Origin of the sequence: Microbacterium sp. 22195 (genome assembly GCF_052056515.1) — a bacterium.
Classification (GTDB): Bacteria; Actinomycetota; Actinomycetes; order Actinomycetales; family Microbacteriaceae; genus Microbacterium.
On the sequence record NZ_JBQEPE010000004.1, the window covers coordinates 148,109 to 165,575 of the forward strand.

17 protein-coding genes are annotated in these 17,467 nt (G+C 70.7%); 6 read left to right on the plus strand and 11 right to left on the minus strand.

Going from position 1 to position 17,467, the window contains the following annotated elements:
* Positions 1-196: 196 nt before the first annotated feature.
* The 4 genes from ACTJJ4_RS13310 to ACTJJ4_RS13325 all read right to left on the minus strand — a co-directional run bounded on the left by ACTJJ4_RS13310 (position 197) and on the right by ACTJJ4_RS13325 (position 4,116).
* Positions 197-1,321, minus strand: a complete 1,125-nt coding sequence (locus ACTJJ4_RS13310; protein WP_440943778.1) for a hypothetical protein — start codon at positions 1,319-1,321, stop codon at positions 197-199.
* A gap of 203 nt (positions 1,322-1,524) precedes the next feature.
* Positions 1,525-2,178, minus strand: a complete 654-nt coding sequence (locus tag ACTJJ4_RS13315) for a response regulator (protein WP_440943779.1) — start codon at positions 2,176-2,178, stop codon at positions 1,525-1,527.
* On the minus strand, positions 2,175-3,386 hold the full coding sequence (locus ACTJJ4_RS13320) for a sensor histidine kinase (RefSeq protein ID WP_440943780.1): 1,212 nt from the start codon (positions 3,384-3,386) through the stop codon (positions 2,175-2,177). Before ACTJJ4_RS13320 ends, ACTJJ4_RS13315 begins: the two co-directional genes overlap by 4 nt.
* A 91-nt stretch (positions 3,387-3,477) precedes the next feature.
* Positions 3,478-4,116: a TrmH family RNA methyltransferase gene (locus ACTJJ4_RS13325; protein WP_440943781.1), complete on the minus strand. Its 639-nt coding sequence runs from the start codon at positions 4,114-4,116 to the stop codon at positions 3,478-3,480.
* A 252-nt stretch (positions 4,117-4,368) separates the two neighbouring features.
* On the opposite strand from ACTJJ4_RS13325, the gene ACTJJ4_RS13330 reads away from it, so the two are divergent.
* On the plus strand, positions 4,369-5,676 hold the full coding sequence (locus ACTJJ4_RS13330; protein WP_440943925.1) for an Nramp family divalent metal transporter: 1,308 nt from the start codon (positions 4,369-4,371) through the stop codon (positions 5,674-5,676).
* An 88-nt stretch (positions 5,677-5,764) separates the two neighbouring features.
* On the opposite strand, the gene ACTJJ4_RS13335 is transcribed toward ACTJJ4_RS13330, so the two are convergent.
* Positions 5,765-8,305, minus strand: a complete 2,541-nt coding sequence (locus ACTJJ4_RS13335; RefSeq protein WP_440943926.1) for a rhamnogalacturonan lyase — start codon at positions 8,303-8,305, stop codon at positions 5,765-5,767.
* Positions 8,306-8,468: 163 nt separating this feature from the next.
* Between ACTJJ4_RS13335 and ACTJJ4_RS13340 the strand changes: the two genes are divergently transcribed.
* Positions 8,469-8,795, plus strand: coding sequence for a hypothetical protein (locus tag ACTJJ4_RS13340; protein ID WP_292696963.1), 327 nt, complete (start codon positions 8,469-8,471; stop codon positions 8,793-8,795).
* A 1-nt stretch (position 8,796) separates the two neighbouring features.
* Positions 8,797-9,429, plus strand: coding sequence for a metal-dependent transcriptional regulator (locus ACTJJ4_RS13345; RefSeq protein WP_440943782.1), 633 nt, complete (start codon positions 8,797-8,799; stop codon positions 9,427-9,429).
* A gap of 61 nt (positions 9,430-9,490) precedes the next feature.
* Here ACTJJ4_RS13345 and ACTJJ4_RS13350 read toward each other — a convergent pair whose 3' ends face one another.
* On the minus strand, positions 9,491-10,873 hold the full coding sequence (locus tag ACTJJ4_RS13350; protein ID WP_440943783.1) for an FAD-binding oxidoreductase: 1,383 nt from the start codon (positions 10,871-10,873) through the stop codon (positions 9,491-9,493).
* A gap of 117 nt (positions 10,874-10,990) precedes the next feature.
* Between ACTJJ4_RS13350 and ACTJJ4_RS13355 the strand changes: the two genes are divergently transcribed.
* On the plus strand, positions 10,991-11,158 hold the full coding sequence (locus tag ACTJJ4_RS13355; protein ID WP_285638146.1) for a hypothetical protein: 168 nt from the start codon (positions 10,991-10,993) through the stop codon (positions 11,156-11,158).
* 9 nt (positions 11,159-11,167) lie between these two features.
* Here the strand turns inward: ACTJJ4_RS13355 and ACTJJ4_RS13360 are convergent, their stop codons facing one another.
* The 4 genes from ACTJJ4_RS13360 to ACTJJ4_RS13375 all read right to left on the minus strand — a co-directional run bounded on the left by ACTJJ4_RS13360 (position 11,168) and on the right by ACTJJ4_RS13375 (position 15,474).
* A complete protein-coding gene (locus tag ACTJJ4_RS13360; protein WP_440943784.1) occupies positions 11,168-12,085 on the minus strand; it encodes a carbohydrate ABC transporter permease in 918 nt (305 codons plus the stop codon).
* Positions 12,082-12,972 carry a carbohydrate ABC transporter permease gene (locus tag ACTJJ4_RS13365; protein ID WP_440943785.1) on the minus strand — a complete coding sequence of 297 codons (891 nt, stop codon included), beginning with the start codon at positions 12,970-12,972 and terminating at the stop codon, positions 12,082-12,084. The genes ACTJJ4_RS13360 and ACTJJ4_RS13365 overlap by 4 nt, the downstream gene beginning before the upstream one ends.
* Positions 12,973-13,042: 70 nt before the next feature.
* Complete coding sequence (locus ACTJJ4_RS13370; RefSeq protein ID WP_440943786.1) at positions 13,043-14,335, minus strand: ABC transporter substrate-binding protein; 1,293 nt, start codon at positions 14,333-14,335, stop codon at positions 13,043-13,045.
* Positions 14,336-14,424: 89 nt separating this feature from the next.
* Positions 14,425-15,474, minus strand: a complete 1,050-nt coding sequence (locus ACTJJ4_RS13375) for a LacI family DNA-binding transcriptional regulator (protein ID WP_440943787.1) — start codon at positions 15,472-15,474, stop codon at positions 14,425-14,427.
* Positions 15,475-15,558: 84 nt separating this feature from the next.
* Between ACTJJ4_RS13375 and ACTJJ4_RS13380 the strand changes: the two genes are divergently transcribed.
* Positions 15,559-16,128 (plus strand): YdeI/OmpD-associated family protein, encoded by a 570-nt coding sequence (locus ACTJJ4_RS13380; protein ID WP_440943788.1) that lies wholly within the window; start codon positions 15,559-15,561, stop codon positions 16,126-16,128.
* 146 nt (positions 16,129-16,274) lie between these two features.
* Here ACTJJ4_RS13380 and pyrE read toward each other — a convergent pair whose 3' ends face one another.
* Positions 16,275-16,835 carry an orotate phosphoribosyltransferase gene (gene pyrE / locus ACTJJ4_RS13385; protein WP_440943789.1) on the minus strand — a complete coding sequence of 187 codons (561 nt, stop codon included), beginning with the start codon at positions 16,833-16,835 and terminating at the stop codon, positions 16,275-16,277.
* 65 nt (positions 16,836-16,900) lie between these two features.
* Between pyrE and ACTJJ4_RS13390 the strand changes: the two genes are divergently transcribed.
* Positions 16,901-17,437 carry a YbhB/YbcL family Raf kinase inhibitor-like protein gene (locus ACTJJ4_RS13390; protein ID WP_440943790.1) on the plus strand — a complete coding sequence of 179 codons (537 nt, stop codon included), beginning with the start codon at positions 16,901-16,903 and terminating at the stop codon, positions 17,435-17,437.
* Positions 17,438-17,467: the final 30 nt, after the last annotated feature.

The window sequence follows — 17,467 nt, forward strand, 5'->3', positions numbered from 1 at the left end:
GAGACTGAGCGTCAGTTTACGCGGAACTGCGTCTCAATGGAACGAGGTGTTCCCCTCCGACCCCGGTGAACCCCTCCGCAACGCGAAGCGCATCGTCCCCCAGGCATGCACCAGCGCGTCGATCGTCCCTTTCAGACGTCGACGCGCTGATGCCTCGGCAGCCGCCGCAGTGGTTCAGCCGGCCGCCGCAGGTGGTTCAGCCGGCCGCCACCGCCTGGACGGGGCGCCCCGGCTGCGGACGCTCGACCCGGCGATGCATCGCGTAGCCCCACGTGGCGAGCGCGAGCAGCGGACCCCAGAGCCAGAACGGGAGCATGAGCGCCATCTCCAGCACCCCGGCGACCACCTTCGGACCCGTCGCGGCCATCACCAGGAAGTCGATCCCGCCGAACGTGAACAGCACCGCGACCAGGCTCGCCGGCACGACCGCCAGCCCGACGGGCACCCGGCGTCCGCCCAGACCGGCCATCCAGCGTGGGAACCGCTCGCCCCACGGCCGCACCAGACCGAGCGTGAGCACGCCGCCGGTCAGCATCCCGAGGCCGAGCACCAGCCCCAGCAGCCGCATCGACGGATCGGCGTCGAGCACTTCGGCGTTGGGTGCGAACAGCGGCCACGGCGTGAGCCAGCTGGCACGGGCGATCACGTACGGCGCCGCGCACAGCGCCGCCGCGACCGTGATCGCGACCCGGTGACGGACCACCCAGGCGGCGAACCCGTTGCGCGAGGCTCCGGCGTCGAGCATCGTCCACAGCACGATCGCCGCGGCCGCGCCGATGTGTGCGACGGAGACGAGCATGGCAGGGATGGCGGCGACGAACCCGCCGGAGACCGAGGCGAACAGCGCCGGCGCGTCGAAGCCGAGCACGGCCACCGCCACGACGGCGGCGATGAACCCGGCGACGATGACGCCGATCACCGGATGGCGCAGCACCAGCAGCACGACGGCCACGACGATCCCGCCGAGCACGGAGAAAGCGAAGAGATAGCCGGCCAGCGGGATGATCCCTCCCGGTGCGGTGAGCGCGACCAGCACGCCCGCCAGCACCGCGGCGACCCGCTGCGGCCAGGCGCTTCGCGAAGCGCCGCGCGAGGCGGATGCCAGCGCCACCACGACCACGGCGACCACGGCCAGACCGCCGGTCAGCCCGGCGGCCTGCTCGGCCACGACACCGGCCAGCGTGCCGATGACGCCCGGATCGAGGTCGTCGAGAGGGCCGAGCGCGCCGGGCAGCAGCAGCCGCAGCAGGCTGACGACGGCGACGGATGCCGCGGCGACGGCAGCCACTGCGAGGACAGGGATGCGGAGTCGAGTGTTCATGACTCCATGCTCGAGAACCGGCGAGACCGTGCCATCGCCCGCGCGGGGCATCCGCTCACCCCTGCGGGTGATCCTGCCGGGAGACGGCGAACACGGCAGACCGCACCGCAGTGCATGCGGGACCGTCCGCAGCAGACGACGCGGCGTGCACGACGACGAGCGTTGCGACGGGCAGCGCTGCAGCCGGCCAGATGAGCACGCCGTCAGGAACCGGGCCTCAGCACGCCGTTCTCGTACGCCCAGATCACGACGTGCACGCGATCCGGCAGCCCGAGCTTCGCCAGCACCGCCTTCACGTGCGTCTTGACGGTGTTCTCGGAGAGGAACAGCCGCTGCGCGATCTGCTCGTTCGACGCCCCCGTCGCGAGGGCGCGCGCCACGTCCTGCTCGCGCGCGCTGAGCACGTCGAGCGCCTCGGATGCCACGGCGGGGGCGCCTCCGCGCACGAATCCGAGCAGCGCCCGCGTGGCGCTCTCCGACATGGCCGAGTTGCCCGCGGCGACCGCAATCACCGCATCCGCGAGCTCGGCCGGCGAGACGTCCTTGGTGAGGAACCCGCTCGCGCCCGCACGGATCGCCTCGTACACGTACTCGTCGAGGTCGAACGTGGTCAGCACGATCACGCGCGCACCGGGCCGCATCCGCAGGACCTCGCGCGTCGCCGCGATGCCGTCGATCCCGGGCATCCGGATGTCCATCAGCACCACGTCGACGCCATGCGCGCGCACATGCTCGATCGCCTCGGCTCCCCCTGCCACGGCGACGACCGAGGCGATGCGCTCGTCACGGCCGAGCGTCAGCGCGATCGCGTCGCGGAACAGCTCCTGGTCGTCGACGATCAGCACGCGCACGCTCATCGGGATGCCCTTCGGTCGGGTTCGGTCAGCGGGATCCGCGCGGTCAGCGCCCACCCGCGGGACGGCACCGGACCGGCGGTCAGCGTGCCGCCCACCGACTCGAGGCGCTCGGCGAGTCCGATCAGCCCCGCCCCGGTGCCGAGATCCGCGTCCGCGGGACCGGCGCCGCCGTCGTCGGTCACGGTCGCCCGCAGCTCGGCATCCGCCCACTCCAGCACCACGTCGATCCGCACCGGATGCCGGGCATGACGCACCGCATTGGTGAGGCCCTCCTGCACCACGCGATGCACGGCGACCACGGCCGGCGCCGGCAGCGGCAGACGCGCGCCGCGCTCCTCCAGGGCGACCTCGCAGACCGGACTGCGGACGGCGTCGACCAGCGCCTGCAGATCGTCGAGGGTGGGAGCGGGCGCCCTGGCGGCATCCGGATCCGTGCGCACGACCGATCGCATCCCGCGCAGCGCTTCCCGTCCCGTGTCGGCGACGGTCGCGAGCGCCGCGTCCGCACGTACGGGGTCGTCGCGCAGCAGCGCGCGGGCGACATCAGCCTGCGCGATCATCACCGTCATGGAGTGCGCGACCACATCGTGCAGGTCGCGGCTGATCCGCATCCGCTCGTCGTCGATCGCCTGACGCACCCGCGCCTGCGTGCGCTCCTCGGCCTGCGTACGGCGAGCGCGCAGCAGCAGACCCACCGCAGCGGCAGCCGTGACGGCGGCGGCGAGACCCGCGAAGGCGCCCATCCGCAGTCCGGCATCCGCCGGTGTGCCCGCGACGAACTCGAGGGTCGTGAGCGCGATCAGCCCCGCCCCGAGGATGCCGCTCCCCCAGGCGGCCAGCATCCATGGCCGCGGCGACCGCGACGCGACCTGGCCCAGGCACAGCAGATAGCCGACCCCCGAAGGGTAGAGCGCCGCCGAGACGGCGACGGCCGGCGGCAGCACGGCGAGCGCCGCCATGACCGCGGTGGCGCCGGCGAAGCCCGCCAACGGATGCCGCACGGCGAGCAGCGGCGCGGCCAGCAGCAGCGCGAGCAGCGCGGCGACCGCCACGGTCGAGGTGGCGTCGGCCGGCACGTCCAGCTGCACCAGCGCGGCGATGCTGGCGGGGAGCAGCAGCACGATCGCACCGACCGCGATCAGCACGTCGGGACGCAGCCAGAACGCCCACCCGGAGGGGCGGGCCGCGGCGGCGGACGACGTCGACATCGCCCTCATGCTCTCACGCGCCCTGCGTGAGCGGATCACCCGCGCGGGTGAGGTCCGCCCTGCGCCGTCGCGGGCTAGCGCCGGTGCGCGATCACGACTGCCGGGCGTACCGGCGGCACCACTCGTACATCACGACGGCCGCCGCCGCGCTCGCGTTGATCGATCGGGTGGACCCGTACTGGGTGATCTCGATGTGCCCGGATGCCGCGGCGAGCGCCTCCTCGGAGAGCCCGGGGCCCTCCTGGCCGAACAGCAGCACGCAGCGCTCCGGAAGCTCGGCCCGGTCGACGGGGACGGCGTCGCCCACGTTGTCGACCGCGATGATCGGGATGCCCTCACCGGCAGCCCAGGCGGCGAAGGACTCCACGTCCGGGTGGTGCACGACGTGCTGGTAGCGGTCGGTGACCATCGCGCCTCGCTTGTTCCAGCGGCGACGGCCGATGATGTGCACGGTGTCGGCGAGGAACGCATTCGCGCTGCGCACGATCGAGCCGATGTTCATGTCGTGCTGCCAGTTCTCGATGGCGACGTGGAACGGATGCCGCCGCAGATCCAGGTCGGCGACGATGGCATCCATCCGCCAGTACCGGTACCGGTCGATCACGTTACGGGTGTCGCCGTGCTCCAGCAGCTCGGGGTCGTACCAGTCCTCGACGGGCCACTCCCCCTGCCACGGGCCGACGCCGTGCGTCGTGCGCTCGGGAGTCGGGTCGGGGGCCTGTTCTTCCACTCCGCCAGGTTATCGGGCAGCATCCCGGTCGCGGTTCGCCAGCGGAACCGGGCTGGTCCGGTCGCCCAGGTCGCAGTCCATCCCGGAATGCGCGCGCCAGAGCAGGACCAACTGCGACCCGGGCATCCGGAATGCCGTGGAAGCGACACCGAACGCGACCCGACCCTCAGACTTTTAGGTGCACCGAAAAACGCATATGATTTCGGTATGCCTAAATCAGCGCGGATCGAGGAGCCCGGGGTCGACCAGGAGATGCCCCGACGGGGCATCCGCGTGCCGTGGACTGGCCTGAGCCTGCTCGGACCTGCGCTCGTCGCCGGCGTCGCGTACCTCGACCCGGGGAACGTCGCCAGCAACATGACCGCCGGCGCGCGCTACGGCTACCTCCTGGTCTGGGTCGTGCTGGCGGGCAACGTGATGGCCTGGCTGATCCAGTACCTGTCGGCCAAGCTCGGCGTCGTCACCGGCAGGAGCCTGCCCGAGGTTCTCGGCACCCGCATCCGCAACCCGTGGGCGCGTCGCGCCTACTGGCTGCAGGCCGAGCTCGTGGCGATGGCCACCGACATCGCCGAGGTGCTCGGCGGCGCCGTCGCACTGAACCTGCTGTTCGGCATCCCCCTGCTGCTGGGCGGAGTGATCACGGGAACCGTCTCGATCGTGCTGCTGGCCGTGCACTCGCGCCGCGGCGCCCGGCACTTCGAGTTCGTCATCATCGGCCTCATGGCCCTGATCGTGGTCGGCTTCGTCGCGGGCCTGGTCGTCGCCCCGCCGGACCCGGCGGGAGTCGTCGGCGGGATGCTGCCCCGCTTCGCGGACAGCGGCTCCGTGCTGCTGGCGGCATCCATCCTGGGTGCGACGATCATGCCGCACGCGATCTACGCGCACAGCGCCCTGGCCAGGGACCGATTCGGGGCGGCGGGCGACGCCTCGACGGGCTCAGCGACCCAGGCAGTCGTCGGCTCGGTGACGCAGGACGCGGGCTCGGCCATGCGCGCGCGGGGGAGCCACAGCATCCGGACCCTTCTCACCGCCACCCGCTGGGACGTCACGATCGCGATGCTCATCGCCGGCTCCGTGAACCTCGCCATCCTCCTGGTGGCCGCCGCCAACCTGGCGGGCGTCGAGGGCACGGACTCCCTCGAGGGCGCGCACGCGGCGATCACCGCGAACCTCGGCCCGCTCATCGGCACCCTGTTCGCGGTCGGGCTGCTCGCGTCTGGCCTCGCCTCCACGTCGGTGGGCGCCTATGCGGGCGCCGAGATCATGCACGGACTGCTCACCGTGCGCATCCCGCTGCTCGCACGCCGACTCGTCACGCTGATCCCGGCGCTGGTCATCCTCGGCATCGGCTTCGACCCCACGCTCGCGCTGGTGCTCAGCCAGGTCGTGCTCTCGTTCGGCATCCCGTTCGCGCTGATCCCGCTGGTCGCGCTCACCGCCCAGCGGCGCACGCTCGGCGAGCACGCCAACCGCCGCCTGACGACGCTGCTCGGCATTCTGTTCTCGGTGCTGATCATCGTCCTGAACGCGGTGCTGCTGTGGTTGGTGGCGACCGGCTGATCCGTCCCGCGGCCGGCCGACGCGCACTCGCTCCCGTCGCACAGGCTCGTGCGACGGGAGCGAGACGCCTCAGGCGGAGGTCAGCCGATCAGCGGTCGCCGAAGGTCGCCGTCCACTGCGATGCGGCGCCGTCAGCGATGCGGTACCAGGCATCCGGAACCGCGACCACCGACACCTCGCCGGTGGCGCGCACCTTGGCGTTCGCCGCGTCGGCCTTCACGCCGTTCACGTAGAACGTGACGCCGGTGACGCGAGGCAGCTGCACCTCGTCATGCGCGGCGCCCGGCCTGTCCTTGAAAACCGGAGCCGCAGGCGTGACCGGCGCAGTCGGCACCGGAGCCTTCGCCCAGTCGATGTCGCTGGCGAGGTAGAACGACGTGTACGCGGGCTGGTTGTACACCGTCTGCTGCCGCGCGGTCTCGACGCGGTACTGCACGTCCTGCATCAGCGTCGCCAGCTTGTGCGAGGTCGGCTCGGTGGTCGTGTAGAAGCGCAGCGCGCTGGAGTCGGCGGTGCGCACCAGCAGCTCCTCACGCCAGTCACCGAGCACATCGGCGACGAGCGACGGGTTGCCCTTCGTGCCGTTGTTGGTCAGCGTGCCGTCCGCGGTCAGCAGTCGGCCGCGCGTCCAGTCGTCGATGGTCGGCGTCTGGGTGCCGCTGCCGTTGACGATCTGCGTGGTCAGGTCGCCGGCCCAGCGGATGGACATGTTGGTGCCGGGAGTCGCCGTCGAGAGGATCTCGCCCTTGGCGCTCAGCAGGCCGCTGGCATCCGTGCCTCCGGGCATGCTCGACCACACCTCGATGCCCGGCACATCGGGCCGCACATCGCCGATCATCGCCCGGCCGGTGTCCTTGCCGGAGTACGCGCCGAACAGGGCCTCGCCGGTCGCGGCGTCGCGCAGCACCGAGCCGTACGGCGCGTACGCGCCGCCCTCGTGCGCCGTCCAGATCTCCAGGCCGTCACGACTCGGATCGATGTCGGTCACGTGCATGGCGTCGCCGTGGCCGAGACGGACGTCCGCTCCGGGATCGGCGCTGCCCTCGGGGAGGACGTCGTGCGAGCTGTACAGCAGGCCGCCGTCGTCGTCGATCGTCGCGGAGCCGTAGACGAGCTCCTGCCTTCCGTCGGAGTCGACATCGGCCAGGCTCAGCGAATGATCGCCCTGGGTCGTGATGCCGCCAAAGACCGGGTCGGTGCCGTCCCGCCCGTGCGGGGAGTCGTTGAAGGGGTTCGTCATGGGCACCTGACCGCTGTCGACCTGCCACCGCTGGGTGAGGCGCTTGCCGTCCCAGCAGAGCGCGGTGATCGTGGTGCGCGTGTAGTAGCCGCGGGCGAAGACGGCCGAAGGATGCTGTCCGTCGAAGTAGCCGACACCCGAGAGGAAGCGATCGACGCGGTTGGCCGGCTCGATGCGGGCCATCGCGTAGTCGCCCCAGAGCAGACCGTCGTCCCCGCGCTCGGTGGGATACGCGATGGTCTGCAGCTCCTTGCCTGTCGCGCTGTCGAAGACGCTCAGGTACTCCGGGCCGTCCACGATGAAGCCCTCGAACTCGCGCAGCAGGTTCTTGGCGCTGCGGCTCGGCGCGTAGACGTCGATGAACGTGTCGGCGAGCTCCTCGGCATCCGAACGGCTGAGCGGGTACTCGTGCGTGACAGGCATCCCCCACGCCTCCTCGAGCGTCGCGGGCCACTGACCGGAGACGACCTCGGGGCGCGAGCTCCAGCCGAGGAACATGTCGACGAGGTGCTGCTCGTAGTCGGCGGCGCTGAGACGGTAGTCGTCGGTGTTGGAGTACCCCGCCTTCACGTCGCTCTTGGGCATGGTGATGTACCGCTCGGAGGCGATCGAGCCGTCGGCGGCGTAGCGGATCGTCTTGGTCCCGGGCGCGGTCTTCAGCATGGTCTCGGCCTTGCCGTCGCCGTCGAAGTCGTAGACGAGGAACTGCGTGTAGTGCGCTCCGGCGCGGATGTTCACGCCCAGGTCGAGCCGGTTCAGCAGGGTGCCGTCGAGTTCGTAGGTGTCGAGATAGACGCTGCCGGTGTACCCGCGCTGGGACACGTCCTTGGAGTTGGACGGGTCCCATTTCACGACGTACTCGTACTGCCCGTCGCCGTCGACGTCGCCGACCGACACGTCGTTGGCGGAGTAGGTGTACGACTCGCCCTTGGGCGTGACGCCGTCGGCCGGCTTCTGCAGCGGGAGGTCGTGGTGCCCCTGCGCCCAGGCGGTGACGGCTTCGGATGCCGCCAGCTCGACGCCGTTCACGACGGGCGCGACGGTGTACTTCGAGGATGCTGTTCCGTCGGCATCCGCGTAGTTCGTGCTGTCGGTGACGACGGCGACCCGCTCGCCGTCACGGTAGACGGCGAAGTCGGGTCCGGCTTGACCGGTGTCGGTCGTGCCGGCGACCTCCGATGCGAGCAGACGCCAGCTGAGGAAGACGCCGTCGCTCGTCGAGACGGCCACGAGGCCGCGGTCGAGCGTCTCCAGCTGCGGTGCGCTGGATCGCGCCTGCGGGGCCGCGGTGGGGGTGGATGCCGACGCCGACTGCACGCCGCCGGCGAGCAGGCATCCGACCGCCACCACGGCCAGCGACGTGCGGAAGGGAAGGGATCTGGGATTCATCATTGAAACTCCTCTGGGCTGGGCCGCGTTGGATAGCGCTTTCCACGCGAGCCCGAAACTACCGCTCCAGGCGTCGGGGATCAAGAGATTTGAGACGATTCATTACATCGATGTACAAAGGTCGACGTCAGCGTGCCCGAACGTCCCGGGTAGGCTCGGACCCATGCCCTCCGCCCCCGCCAAGAAGCACCGCGACGACTCCCAGGCCCGTCGCGCGATGCGGCTGTGCACCTGGTTCGCGCTGATCGCCGGTGCGCTGGGCGTGGTGCTCATCGCCTGGCCGCGCCTGCTGCCCGCCGGCGGCCCATGGGTGCAGCTGGTGCTCGGCGCTATGACCCTGTTCCTCGCGTTCCGCGCCCGGGCGATCGGCACGAGGGGCGTGAACGACTACGACGGCCGTCTGTCTCTGCTGGCCGCCATGGCCGGCTTCGCGATCATGTTCTTCGCCGGGAGCGCCGCCTTCGGCGTGCTCGCGGCGCTGGGAGGCTGACATGCCCTCCCCCGCGTTCGACGACTACCTGAAGACGGTCTACGCGCACACCGAGTGGCAGGATGCCCCGATCACGCCCTCGCAGCTCGCGACGGCGCTCGGCATCGCCCCCTCGAGCGTGACCGAGATGGTCAAGAAGCTCGCCGCCGCCGGACTCGTCTCGCACCAGCCGTACGGCGCGGTGCGGCTGACGGATGCCGGGCGCGAGCGCGCCCTGCAGATGCTGCGCCGCCACCGCCTCATCGAGACCTGGCTCGTGCGCGAGTTCGGCTACGCCTGGCACGAGGTGCACGACGAGGCCGAGGTGCTCGAGCACACCATCAGCGACCGGCTGCTCGAGGGCATCGACCAGCGACTGGGCCGCCCGCGCTTCGACCCGCACGGCGACGCGATCCCGGACGCCGAGGGCCGGATCGAGCGGGAGCCCTTCGTGCTGCTCGCCGACGCCGTCGACGGCCACTCCGGTCGCGTGCTCCGGGTGAGCGACCGCGACCCCGAGCTGCTGCAGGCGCTCGAGGACGCCGGCGTCGCCGTAGGAGTGGAGCTCACGGCGTCCGCCGAGGGCATCCGCGTCGACGGCACCGCCACCGCGCTCCCCGACGGCGCCGTCGAAGCGATCTGGCTCACGGCCTGACGCGACGCACCGTCAGGGCCGGGCATCCTGAGGGCCAGGTCACCGTCGCGCCGCAGCGACCTCAGGCCGGAGCGCCCTCCGGCACGGGGTGCGCGGCGAGCCAGGTGCGTGCGGGGTCGAAGGCGTCTCGCACGCGCCTCATCCGCTCGATCGTGTCGGGTGCGTACGCGGTGCTCGTGTCGGTGATGCGGTCGAGGAAGTTCAGGTACGGCGTGCCGTGAGCCCAGCCGCGCATCGCGTCGGCGATGGCGCCGACCCGCGCGGCCGCCGCAGGGATGAGCTCCGGCACCGGCACGAGGTCCACCGCGAACAGCGCGTACTCTCCCGCGAAGCCGGGCACAGCGGCATCCGCCGTCTCGGCGAGCGCGCCGCCCAGATGCCGCAGCTCGGCGAACAGCGGCGCATCGCGGGCATCCGGTCCGGCCGCCTCGAGCAGGGCCGCGAGCGCCGCGTCGTCGAGCTCGCCGAGCATCACGTGATCGCCGACCGCGGGCGATGGGACGGGCGGGTCCATGTGCACGTCGACCAGCCCCGCCGCCGGCATCCGCGCGAACGTGTCCAGCTCGGGGCCGAGCGCGCGCAGCGGTGCGAGGAGGGCGGAGGATCGCGCCTCGTCGGCGAGGACGGCGCCGTCGATCACGACCACCGCGCGGCCGCTCAGGAACGGAGGCAGCTCGGGGATCGGCGGGAACCGCATCAGCCGCAGACTGGTCGTCGCGCAGCGGTCCAGGTCGTGCGTCCAGTCGCGCCAGGCCTGCAGCACGGCGGGCGCCGCCGACATGTCCCACAGCATCATGCCGGCGTGCACCTCGGCGACCGGCAGCAGCTCGATCTCCATGGCGACGACCGCTCCGAAGCTGCCGCCACCGCCGCGCAGCGCCCAGAAGAGCTCGGGCTCGGAGTCCGCGGAGGCCCGCACCAGGTCGCCGTCCGCGGTGATCATCTCGAACGCGCGCACGTGATGCGCGGCCAGCCCGTGCTCGCGTGCGTAGAACGACAGCCCGCCGCCGAGCACGTACCCCGACACCGACACGTCCGGCGAGCTCCCGTGCCGCGCCGCGAGCCCGTGCAGCGCGGACGCGTCGACCACGTCCCGCCAGATCGTGCCGCCGACCACGCGGGCCACCCTGCGCTCGGCGTCGATCGAGACGCCCGTCAGGCGATGCAGGCGCAGCAGCACGGCATCCGACAGACCCCGCTCCGCGAGCGGCATCGCACCGTGCCCGCTCGCCTGCGGGGCGATGCGCAGCCCGAGCGCCGCGACGGCGCCCACGATGCGCGCCGCGTCGGCGATCGTCGTCGGTTCCGCGACGGCGATCGGATGCTGGTCCGCAGCCAGGTTCCAGGGGGTGCGGGCCTCGTCGTATCCGGGGTCGCCGGGCAGCATCAGCCCCGCGATCGCGCGCAGCGCGGCCGGGTCCAGGGCAGGCGTGAGGATGGTCATGGCTCGAGTGTGCGCCGCATCCGCATCCCGCGGCATCCCGGAGAACACGGAGATCCTGCTCCCACAGCATCCGCCGAGTCGCACCGCCTAGGCTGGTCGCATCGAGAGAGGACGCCGATGACTCAGCAGGACATGCTCTTCCTGGTCATGCTCGTCATCGGCCTGACCGGCCTGACCGTGCTGACCCTGCAGCTGCTCAAGCGCCCCAAGCGCGATCAGAAGGGCGAGTGGTACGAGGGCCCCTGGGACGACGACGATCGTCCGAGAGGCCCCCACAACGGCTGAACCGACGGGTCAGGACTTGACCGACCCGCTCATCAGTCCGCCGACGAAGTACTTGCCGAGCAGGATGTACACGAGCAGCGTCGGGATCGACGCGATCAGCGCGCCCGCCATAGACGCGCCGTAGTTCGACAGCTGCGCGCCCTGCGACAGGTTCACCAGCGACAGCGAGACCGGCCCCTGATTGGCATCCGAGAGGAACAGTGCGAACAGGTAGTCGTTCCACGCCGAGGTGAACTGCCAGATGATCGTCACGACGAACCCGGGCAGCGACAGCGGCAGGATGATGCGCCAGTACGAGCCGAGCATGCCGGCTCCGTCCATGCGGGACGCCTCCATGAGCTCCTCGGGCACGCCCTCGTAGTAGTTGCGGAAGATGAGGGTGCAGATCGGCAGACCGTAGATGATGTGCACGAACAGCAGCGTGACGATGCTCGACGGCAGCCCCAGCGAGGTCTTCATCTGCACCAGCGGCACCATGATCGCCTGATACGGGATGAACATGCCGAACAGGATCAGCGTGAACACCACGTTCGCGTAGGGGAACTTCCACCGCGAGAGCACGAAGCCGTTCATCGAGCCGAGCATGGCCGAGACGAGGGCCGCGGGGATCGCGAGCAGGAAGGTGCGTCCGAGCGGCGCGGCCAGCGCCTCCCACGCGGTGGCCCAGTTGCCGAACCCGGTGGCACCGTCGCCGTCGGCCTGCCACGGCCAGCGCGACGGCCACGCCCACGAGGTGACGGCGCTCACGTCGGACGGCGGCTTCAGGCTGGTGACCACCAGCACGTACACCGGCATCAGCACGATGACGATGAAGAGCAGGAGCAGCACGTACTTGGTGGTGCGGCCGATCCGCGCGCGGGTGCGATGCGCGGTCGGGATGCTGCCGGCGGTGGTGGTGCGGCGCTCGATTCCGGTTGCGACGGTCACTTGCGTGCCCTCCTCTCGGCGCGGGCCGTGGAGATCAGGTACGGCACGATGAAGATGCACACCAGCAGCAGCAGGACGGTGGCGATGGCGGATGCCTTGCCGTACTCGCCGCCGGTCAGCGCGGTCCACATGTAGGTGGCCGGGACCTCGGTGATGTACACCGGACCGGTGACGGCCATGATCAGGTCGAAGACCTTCAGCGACATGTGCGCGACGATCACGAGCGCCGACAGGGCGACCGGATGCAGCTGCGGGAAGATCACGTGGCGGTAGAGTTTCCACTCGCTGGCGCCGTCCATCCGGGCGGCCTCGCGCAGCTCCTCGGGGATGCCGCGGAAGCCGGAGAGGAACAGCGCCATCACGTAGCCGGAGAGCTGCCAGATGGCGGGCATCGCCATGGCGGCCATGCCCCACAGCGGCTGGTTGTACCAGTCGTTCTGCAGACCGCCGAGCCCGACGGACTCGAGCAGGCGGTTCAGCCCCGAGGCGCGGTCGCCCTGTGCGGAGCTGAGCAGCCACCGCCAGACGACACCGGATGCCACGAACGAGACGGCCATCGGGAACAGGTAGACCGAGCGGAACACGCCCTCGGCCGTGACGCCCTTGTCCAGCATCCAGGCCCAGAGGAACCCGAAGAGCATGGTCCCGACCATGAAGAACACCGTGAAGATGCCGAGGTTGGCCAGGGAGTGCAGGAACCGCGGTTCGGTCAGAAGGTCGGTGAAGTTCTGCAGACCGACGAACTCGGATGCCGACAGGGCGGAGTCCTTGGTCATGGCCGTGTAGAAGTTCTGGCCGATCATCACGTAGACGAAGATGCCCAGCAGCACGATCGTCGGCGAGATCAGCAGCAGCGGCGGCCCCCAGTTGCGGATGCCCTTGCGCATCGGCGCCCTCCTTCAGACGGGGATGCGAGCGGGGCGGCGCCGGTGCGCCGCCCCGCTCGGAGGATGGATGTTACTTGCCGAGGCCCTTGGTCTGCGCCTGGACGAGAGCGTCCTGCAGAGCCTTGCCGTCCTTGGTGGAGACGAACTGCCCGATCGCGGAGGTGATGTCGTTCAGCCAGGAGACCTTCACGGCCGCGCCGTGCGCCAGCGAGCTGACCACGGTGTCCTTGGCGAACGAGGCCATCGCTCCCTGCTGGTACTCGGGGTAGTCGGCCGCGACCGCGTCGGTGCGCGCCGGGATCGAGCCCTTGGCGAGGTTGAACGCCTTCTGCCCCTCGGCGGAGCTGATCGTCTTCAGCCAGTTCTTCGCACCGCCGGCGTGCGGAGCACCGACCGGGAGGGTGAAGGAGTCGGCGAGGAAGTCGAACGTGCCGTCGGTGCCGGGCGTCGGCCAGGTGGTGTAGTCGGTGCCGTAGGTCTTGTTCTTGGCGTCGAACTCGGCCAGGGCCCAGTCGCCCATCACGTTGTACGCGGCGGTGCCGTCGATGACCATGTCGGTCGCGACCGGCCAGTCCTGACCGGTGCCGTCGGTGTTCGCGTACGAGAGCAGCGAGGTGTAGTCCTCGATCGCCTTGGTGACCTTGGCGTCGTCGAACTTGGTCTTGCCGTCCCACAGGCCCGTGTAGCCGTCGGCGCCGAGGTCTGCGAGCAGCACGTTCTCGAACAGCTGCACCTGGGTCCAGTCCGTCGCCACTGAGAGCGGGGTCTCGACGCCGGCATCCTTGAGCTTCTTCATGTCGGCGAGCCAGGCGTCGATGTCGGCGGGCGCCGTCTTCGGGTCGATGCCGGCCTTGGTCAGCACCTCGTTGTTGACCCACACGACGTTGGCGCGGTGGATGTTGCTGGGCACCGAGTAGATCTTGCCGTCGACGGTCAGGCGGTCGAGCAGCGTCTTCGGGAAGACGTCGTTGAGGCCGTTGTCCTTGTAGAAGGAGCTGAGGTCCTCGATCTTCTTCGCCTCGATGTAGTCGGTGAGCTCGGCACCGGCGTGCGCCTGGAACGAGTCCGGCGGGTTGTTGGCCTTCAGACGCGAGGCGAGGGCGTTCTTCGCGTTCGAACCCGCGCCGCCGGCGACCGCCGCGTTGACGAACTTCGTCTTCGGGAACTGCTCGCCGAAGACCTTGACGAGCGCGTCCAGGCCCGTCTTCTCGGAGCCGGATGCCCACCAGGTGAACACCTCGACCTGGCTGGCATCGTCGGAGCCGCCGCCCTTGCCGCCGCTGTCGCCGGGGCTGCCGGAGCAGCCTGCCAGAACGAGAGCCGCGACACCGAGACCCGCTACTGCTGCGAGCGCTTTGCGCATGTGATCCTCCATCGGATGAAGACGGCCTGCTGTGCGCGGGCCTTCTGTCATCGAATCTGAAAACGTTGCCAAACGCAACGGGGGTCGGGTCACAACCCGGTAACGGCGACCGGCGGCGTCTCGCCCGAACCGCGCTCGACCATCCGCGTGCCCAGCACGATGCGGCGGTCCGGGCCGACGAGACCCGCGATCCGGTCGAACAGCAGGTCGGCGGCGGCCTCGCCGATCGCCCACGGGTCCTGCGCGACGGTCGTCACCGGCGGACTCATCAGCTCGGCCAGCTCGAAGTCGTCGAAGCCGACCAGAGCTGGATGCGCGTCGAGCAGCCGCAGCGCCTTGAGAACCGCCTTGGTGGTGCGGCTGTTGGTGGTGAACAGCGCGGTGGGCGGGTCGTCCAGAGAGGCGAGCTCGCTCAGCGCCTCGACGCACGCGTCGACGTCGTCGTCGACCGCGACGATCAGCTCGGGTCGCACCGGCAGCCCGGCATCCCGGATGCCCTGCCGGAACCCGGCCTGCCTCCGCTCGGAGGTGTAGCGGCCGGAGATGTGCGCGAGGCAGGCGATGCTGCGGTGCCCGGCCTGCACGAGGTGGGCCACAGCATCCGCTGCGCCGCGCTCGTTGTCCACCACGATCAGGTCGGCGTGCAGGCCCTGCGGCGGCCGGTCGACGAACACGATCTTCGTGCCCGCAGCCTTCTCGGCAGCGAGGAACGAGACGTCGACCTCCTCGTGCGCGACGACGATCAGGCCGTCCAGCCGGCGACTCAGCATCCGCCGCAGCACCCGCTCCCCCTCGATCGGGTCGTCACCGCCGGAGGCGACCAGCACGAGCAGGTCGCGCTCCTGCGCACGCTGCTCGATCGTGAAGACGAGCTCGGAGTAGAACGGGTCGGAGATCCGCGTCACGACCACCCCGATCGTGCGCGTCGACCCGGTGCGCAGGGTGTGCGCGAAGTCGTTGCGACTGTATCCGAGCTCGGCGATGGCGCGCTCGACCGCCTTCGACTTGGCCCGGCTGACGCCGCCCTTGCCCGCGACGACGCGCGACACGGTCGACAGCCCGACACCCGCGCGGGACGCGACATCCTTCATGGTCGGGCGGCCCGCGGCATCCGCGCTCTCGTCGCTTGACTTCGCCATACGGAGAACAATCCCATGAAAACGTTGCCAAGTCCATGTCGGCGGCGCGGCCTAGGCTGGGCCCACAGCGACACGGAGGTGCGGATGGGCGTTCTCGACGAGGGCGAGCAGGTGACGGCGGCGGATGCCACGGCCTGGCGCGACTGGCTGGAGGCCAACCACGCCACCGCGTCAGGTGTGTGGCTGCTGAACGTGCGCGGATCGGCGGCGAGCGGCATCGACTACGAGGACGCGGTGCGGCACGCCCTGTGCTTCGGGTGGATCGACGGCCCGGTGCGCACCTTCGCCGAGAACTCGGTCGGCCAGTGGTTCTCACCGCGCCGGAAGGGCAGCGGCTGGGCCGCGACCAACAAGGCCCGGCTCGCGGAGCTGGAGGCCGCCGGCCTGCTGGCGCCCGCCGGCATCCGCGTGATCGAGGCGGCCAAGGCCGACGGGTCATGGACCGTGCTCGACGGTCCCGAGGCCGGCATCGAGCCGCCCGAGCTCACCGCCGCCCTGGACGCCGTCCCCGAAGCGCGCGCGGCCTGGGACGGCTTCCCCAAGTCGGTGAAGAAGCAGGGGCTCACGCTGATCGCGACCGCCAAGCGCGCCGAGACGCGTGACGCGCGGATCGCGAAGATCGTGGCGGATGCCGCGGTGGGCAAGCGCCCCTGATCACGCGGAGCCCCGCTTGCCCTGTGGCCGCGTGCCGACGGCACGCTTTGCAGGACGACACGCCGGATGACGGACGTTCTCGCTGGATTCGTCCGTGATCTAGCGTGTCGGCCCCGTTCTGTGCGGGAGCGGATGCCGGGACGGGGTTACTGCGGGTCGAGGCCCAGGTCGTCCAGGTCGAACGCGGCGAGCCACTGCAGGCCCTCGGCCTCGATGGCGGCCCGTGCCCCGGTCTTGCGGTCGACGATCACGGCGACGGCGAGCACCTCGGCGCCCTCGCGGCGCAGCACCTCGACGGCCTTGAGCGCCGACTGGCCGGTGGTGGAGGTGTCCTCCAGCACGATGACGCGCTTGCCCTCGACGCTCGCGCCCTCCACCTGGCGGCCGCGGCCGTGGTCCTTGGGCTCCTTGCGCACGACGAACGCGTCCAGCGGGCGGTCGGTGCCCACCGAGGCGTGCATCACGGAGTTCGCGATCGGGTCGGCGCCGAGCGTGAGACCGCCCACCGCGGAGACGTCGTGGTCCTTGATCAGGTCGAGCATGATGCGCCCGATCGCGGGAGCCGCGCGGTGGTCGAGGGTGAGCTTGCGCATGTCGACGTAGTACGTCGCCTTCTTGCCGCTGGAGAGCGTGAAGTCGCCGTGGAACACCGCCTCGGCGGTGATGAGGTCGAGCAGGGCCTGGCGGTCGGCGGCGAGATCAGTCACGGGTCCAGTGTATTCGGGGCTGGTTCCGCCGCGTGTGCGCGATTAGCGTGGCATCCGGAGGTCTCATGTTCTCGTACGATCCCTACGCCGCCCTCGCCGAGCTGCGCCCCGTGCCGCCGCTCGAGCTGACCAGTCCCGAGCTCGAGGCGGGCGGCGCGATGCCCCTGTTCGCCTGGTCTTCCAGCCGGGGCGGTGAGGACCGGCATCCCACCCTGGAATGGTCGCAGCCGCCGGCCGGCACGAAGAGCTTCGCGATCTCGTGCTTCGATCCGGACGCGCCGACGGGCTCCGGCTTCTGGCACTGGGCCGCGTTCGATCTGCCCGCAGACCTGCGCCGTCTCGAGGCCGGCGACGGCGATGCCGCGTCCCTGCCCGCGGGCGCGAAGGTGATGCCGAACGAGGCGCGCCTGGAGCGCTACATCGGCTCCGCACCGCCGGCGGGCACCGGCGTGCACCGCTACTTCTTCGTGATCGACGCCCTGGATGTCGAGAACCTCGACCTCGACGGCGACGAGACACCGGCGACGCTCGGATTCAACCGGCACTTCCACACGCTCGCGCGCGGCATCATGATCGGCACCGCCGACCCGGCCGAGCGCTGAGGGCGCGGCCGGGTCGGGGCGAGTGACGTC

Coding starts and splice junctions, on each gene's coding strand:
- ACTJJ4_RS13310 (WP_440943778.1), bottom strand. CDS start 1,321: ATGAACACTCGACTCCGCATCCCTGTCCTCGCAGTGGCTGCCGTCGCC.
- ACTJJ4_RS13315 (WP_440943779.1), bottom strand. CDS start 2,178: ATGAGCGTGCGCGTGCTGATCGTCGACGACCAGGAGCTGTTCCGCGAC.
- ACTJJ4_RS13320 (WP_440943780.1), bottom strand. CDS start 3,386: ATGTCGACGTCGTCCGCCGCCGCGGCCCGCCCCTCCGGGTGGGCGTTC.
- ACTJJ4_RS13330 (WP_440943925.1), top strand. CDS start 4,369: ATGCCCCGACGGGGCATCCGCGTGCCGTGGACTGGCCTGAGCCTGCTC.
- ACTJJ4_RS13335 (WP_440943926.1), bottom strand. CDS start 8,305: ATGAATCCCAGATCCCTTCCCTTCCGCACGTCGCTGGCCGTGGTGGCG.
- ACTJJ4_RS13340 (WP_292696963.1), top strand. CDS start 8,469: ATGCCCTCCGCCCCCGCCAAGAAGCACCGCGACGACTCCCAGGCCCGT.
- ACTJJ4_RS13345 (WP_440943782.1), top strand. CDS start 8,797: ATGCCCTCCCCCGCGTTCGACGACTACCTGAAGACGGTCTACGCGCAC.
- ACTJJ4_RS13350 (WP_440943783.1), bottom strand. CDS start 10,873: ATGACCATCCTCACGCCTGCCCTGGACCCGGCCGCGCTGCGCGCGATC.
- ACTJJ4_RS13355 (WP_285638146.1), top strand. CDS start 10,991: ATGACTCAGCAGGACATGCTCTTCCTGGTCATGCTCGTCATCGGCCTG.
- ACTJJ4_RS13365 (WP_440943785.1), bottom strand. CDS start 12,972: ATGCGCAAGGGCATCCGCAACTGGGGGCCGCCGCTGCTGCTGATCTCG.
- ACTJJ4_RS13370 (WP_440943786.1), bottom strand. CDS start 14,335: ATGCGCAAAGCGCTCGCAGCAGTAGCGGGTCTCGGTGTCGCGGCTCTC.
- ACTJJ4_RS13375 (WP_440943787.1), bottom strand. CDS start 15,474: ATGGCGAAGTCAAGCGACGAGAGCGCGGATGCCGCGGGCCGCCCGACC.
- ACTJJ4_RS13380 (WP_440943788.1), top strand. CDS start 15,559: ATGGGCGTTCTCGACGAGGGCGAGCAGGTGACGGCGGCGGATGCCACG.
- ACTJJ4_RS13390 (WP_440943790.1), top strand. CDS start 16,901: ATGTTCTCGTACGATCCCTACGCCGCCCTCGCCGAGCTGCGCCCCGTG.